The sequence below is a fragment of the Candidatus Magnetaquicoccus inordinatus genome (assembly GCF_004217665.1).
GTDB lineage: Bacteria > Pseudomonadota > Magnetococcia > Magnetococcales > Magnetaquicoccaceae > Magnetaquicoccus > Magnetaquicoccus inordinatus.
On record NZ_RXIU01000269.1, the window covers coordinates 1 to 4,025 of the forward strand.

Consider the following 4,025-nt stretch of genomic DNA (forward strand, 5'->3'; position numbering starts at 1 on the left):
ATTGGTGAAAGCTCCCCGCACATGTCCGAACAACTCACTCTCAATCAATCCCTCCGGAAGAGCTGAACAGTTGACTACCACAAAAGGATGCTGACGTCGGCAACCCGTTTCATGCAAGGCCAGCGCCGCCAACTCTTTGCCAGTACCGGTTTCGCCAGTGATCAAAGCCGTGGAGTCTACTTCGGCAAGGCGCTCGATCAATTCATAGACATCCTGCATGGGACGACTCTCCCCAATCAGGCCATGCCAACCTTTTCTGGTTTTACACTCCCGTTCCAATCTGGCCAGCCGACTTTCATCACGCACCACCAAAATGACCCCCAGCCTGCCACTCAACGGATCATCAAAAAGAGAAGCAGTACAATTCAAGGTGCGGTCCACATTGTTTTCATTGAGTGTGACCAAACAAACCACTCGTTTGCCTGTACCTTGCGCCACAGCCTGATGCAAAAGAGAGTCGATCGAAGGAAAAAAACGGGGCATTTTTTCCCGCAGCAGTTGGTTCATGCACGAGGGATCAATGCCCAGCAGTTTGCTGGCTGCTTCATTGAATTGCACGATGCGCCACTCATCATCCATGGCGATGATGGCATCATCCACTCCCCGAAACACCGCCTGCAAACGATTGCTCACCATCTCGCGTTCGGCACACAAAAATCCATATTGCAAAGCATGATGGATGGTATGCCTGATAACGTCTGCCGTGACAGGTTTGATCAGATAATCAAAAGCCCCTTCTCGCAACGCTATTTGCAACGATTGTACATCGGCAGTGTCAGTCATCATCACAACTTGAGTCGTTGCATATTTGCTTTTGATTTCCGAAAGCAACTGCAATCCGGATCCATCAGGAAGAACAAGCTCGGCAATAACCAGGGAATAGTGACTGTTGCGCAGACATTGCAAAGCGTTTTTTATCGAACCAATAGTTTTTATATCATATTTATTAGATGAATAAATATCAGTACCCCATTGTAAAACATTAATATCATTTACAACGATAAGCACTTGCTCTTTCACTGATTTCTCCTCGTGTTTCAAACTTGGTTTGAACTGAGATGTTTCATACTACCACACGTTGCAAATGAAACGGCAAAAAATAATCCACATATAAATAAATATTCATCAATGCAAAATATGCAGTTATAATTTACATCCATTATATATAATAAAGATAATTAATACAGACTGTTGACAGATATAAATAATCAATTTGCGCGTTGTTATATTTTTTGCACAAACAGGTCTCTGTTTGTCATAATCTTACATAACTTGCAAAATAATAATAACAGGCAATCGTTTGTTGGCATCATCTATGCTTTGATTATCGATAACAGAATATGCGCCAGAGAACTCATGGAGAATCTGTACCGGATACACCAGTTGATCATACCTTGCTGCGCATGCACGATTCATACATTTCACAATCCTTCCGGTTGGCTTTGTCTGACTGGAGCAAACGATGGTCAAAGCCTGTTGTGCAATATAACTGAAATTTTTCAACACCGTGCAACAAGAGAATGGAGATCAGCATGTCAAAAAATAATGGCAAAGAGAGTTCAAAAAGCAGTCAGGATAATGGCAAGGGAAATGGCAAAAAACACCACCCCATCAGCAGTAAAAAGCATATTGCCATTCCCATCCGCGAGGAGGACACTGTGACATTAAATGCCACCATTGCGATCCAATCGCCCAATGTGGAAAGGCAAGCTCCCGAAGTGATCATCGCCAAAGCGCCGACAAAAAGCCGCGCCCAGCGCAAAAAGTCGCAAAACAAACGCCTGGATCCCATTACAGTGCAAGCCGATACCGGCTTGGCCGCAGCACCCTCCTCCCCTGCACTGTAATATACAGTCGTCAAACAGTCTGATTCTGCTTTTCAGACGCGCTTTGCCACAGGCCGAAGCATGTTTTGCTTCGGCGCAGTGCGCCTGTACCGCCGCAAACACACTATTGTGCCAGAGTGCACTGTGCCTGTTTTACTGGATTAAAACAAGCAAGAAACACTTCACGGAAGAATGGATTAGAGTTATCATGAATTCCATATTGATAGTTGAAAAAGAGCCGCAGAACATCCATGATTGTTACATAATAAACAATGATCAGTGTAATGGTTATGAGCATGATCTGCTCGTTGCCGACACACCTGGTAAAGCCATTTTTTTGTGCATGCTTTGGCAACCAGTGGAAATAATAGTCAACAGTGCCTCCGCCGCAGAAATGATCCATCTGCAGTGGATGATCGACTACAACCGTCGTCGGAGACAATCGGCTATCCCTTTCCTCGCTGCTTTGCTGATGGACTCCTGCCGCGACAGGCAACGCACAAGTCACCAAAGGGCGTAAGAGAATACCGGGCACAGACGCAAAGAGTGACTGCTACTCTTGCGATCAATCCAGAGAGGTCGGCATGGTGTCTATTGATAACTCCGATGAGCGCAAACCGGGAGCGCTCCTCACCCTGCATGACATCAGCATCCGCAAGGTTGCTGATGCACTTCTGCTCACCAGCAAACAACAGTTGGAGTTGCAGGTGGCCTGCATCAATCGCATCCAGAGCCTCTTTATCGCCGAATCCGACCGCAAGGATACCTTTGATTACATGCTGTGGGAAATTATTCGGCTGACCTCAAGCCGTTTTGGTTTTATCGCTGAGGTGGTGCAGGATGATCAAGGCACTGCCGCGCTGCAAATGTTGGCCATGTCAAATATTGCCTGGCATGACCAGGAAGCAGCCGATGCGAGGGACGACAACAGACAGATGGCCCGTTTTTCCAGCATACGTGGTCTGCACATGGAGGCTCTCTTGAGTGGTCGCTCGGTAATTGCCAATGATCCCGGCAACGATCCCAGAAGATGCGGGTTACCACCTGGACACCCTCCGATAGAGAGTTTTTTTGGCATGCCGGTTAAAGAGAGGGGCAAGATTGTCGGTGTGCTGGGCATTGCCAATCGACCAGGCGGCTATGATACCGCAATGGAATATTATCTGGAACCTGTATTTGCCTCATGCGGGCCAATCATTGCCGGATTCCGTAATCGCCGCACCCGCTTGGCCGATGAAGAAAAATTGCGCGAGAGTGAAACGCGCCTGCGGGAGATTGCGGCCACCTTGACCGAAGGGCTCTATATGGTCAATCAGTACGGTCACCTCACATTCATCAATCCAATGGCTCTGACCCTGCTGGGCTGGCAGGAGCAGGAGGTGTTGGGAAAATGTGCCCACAAACTGTTTCATCACCGCCACACGGATGATTTTTTGCCACCAGATCCGCCCTGTTCGCTGTGCAACGCGCCCCAGAACAATCAAAATAATTTTCAATATGATGAATTTCTATGGCGCAAAGATGGAAGCGCGTTCCTCGCCTCACAAACTCTTTCACCAATTGTTCGCCAGGATAAGATCCATGGCGTTGTGGTGGCCTTTCGGGATATTACCCAGTTGAAACAGAATGAAGAGGCGCTTCGCCAGGCCAAAGAGGAGGCTGAGCAGGCCAGTTTGGTCAAAAGCGAGTTTCTTTCCACCATGAGTCATGAAATCCGCACTCCCATCAATGTGGTGTTGGGATTGACAGAGGTATTGCTGGAAACCGACCTCACCCCAGAGCAACACCATTACATGACTGTCATGCAACGCTCAGGAGGAGCATTGCTTGGCATCATCAACGATATTCTTGATTTTTCCAAAATCGAGGCCAACCTTTTTCAACTGGTTGAACACCCCTTTTCGCCACGCATGGTCGTTGAAGAGACCGTCGGCATTATGCAAATTGCGGCTGAACAAAAGGGTAATGTCCTGCTGGTCAAGGTGTCCGACGATGTACCAACAACCATGATGGGCGATGAGGGACGCATTCGGCAAATCCTGATCAATTTAATCAGCAACGCCGTCAAATTTACCGAGAATGGGCACATTCTGGTCACCTTGGCATGCCATGCCCAACAACCAGACATGCTGCTCTTCACGGTGCAGGATACCGGCATCGGCATCAACCTCCAGGAGATGGAACAAATTTTTAACCGTT

The 4,025-nt window shown here is 47.7% G+C and carries 4 protein-coding genes; 2 read left to right on the top strand and 2 right to left on the bottom strand.

Features of this window, described 5'->3' with window-relative positions:
• The coding region (locus tag EJP87_RS14400) for a sigma 54-interacting transcriptional regulator (RefSeq protein ID WP_193771409.1) at positions 1-1,020 on the bottom strand (1,020 nt) is incomplete at its 3' end.
• Between the two features lie 512 nt (positions 1,021-1,532).
• On the opposite strand from EJP87_RS14400, the gene EJP87_RS14405 reads away from it, so the two are divergent.
• A complete protein-coding gene (locus tag EJP87_RS14405; RefSeq protein ID WP_130472560.1) occupies positions 1,533-1,847 on the top strand; it encodes a hypothetical protein in 315 nt (104 codons plus the stop codon).
• Between the two features lie 103 nt (positions 1,848-1,950).
• Here EJP87_RS14405 and EJP87_RS14410 read toward each other — a convergent pair whose 3' ends face one another.
• A complete protein-coding gene (locus tag EJP87_RS14410; protein WP_130472561.1) occupies positions 1,951-2,322 on the bottom strand; it encodes a hypothetical protein in 372 nt (123 codons plus the stop codon).
• Positions 2,323-2,410: 88 nt separating this feature from the next.
• On the opposite strand from EJP87_RS14410, the gene EJP87_RS14415 reads away from it, so the two are divergent.
• A partial coding sequence (locus tag EJP87_RS14415; RefSeq protein ID WP_130472562.1) for a GAF domain-containing protein occupies positions 2,411-4,025 on the top strand: 1,615 nt, incomplete at its 3' end.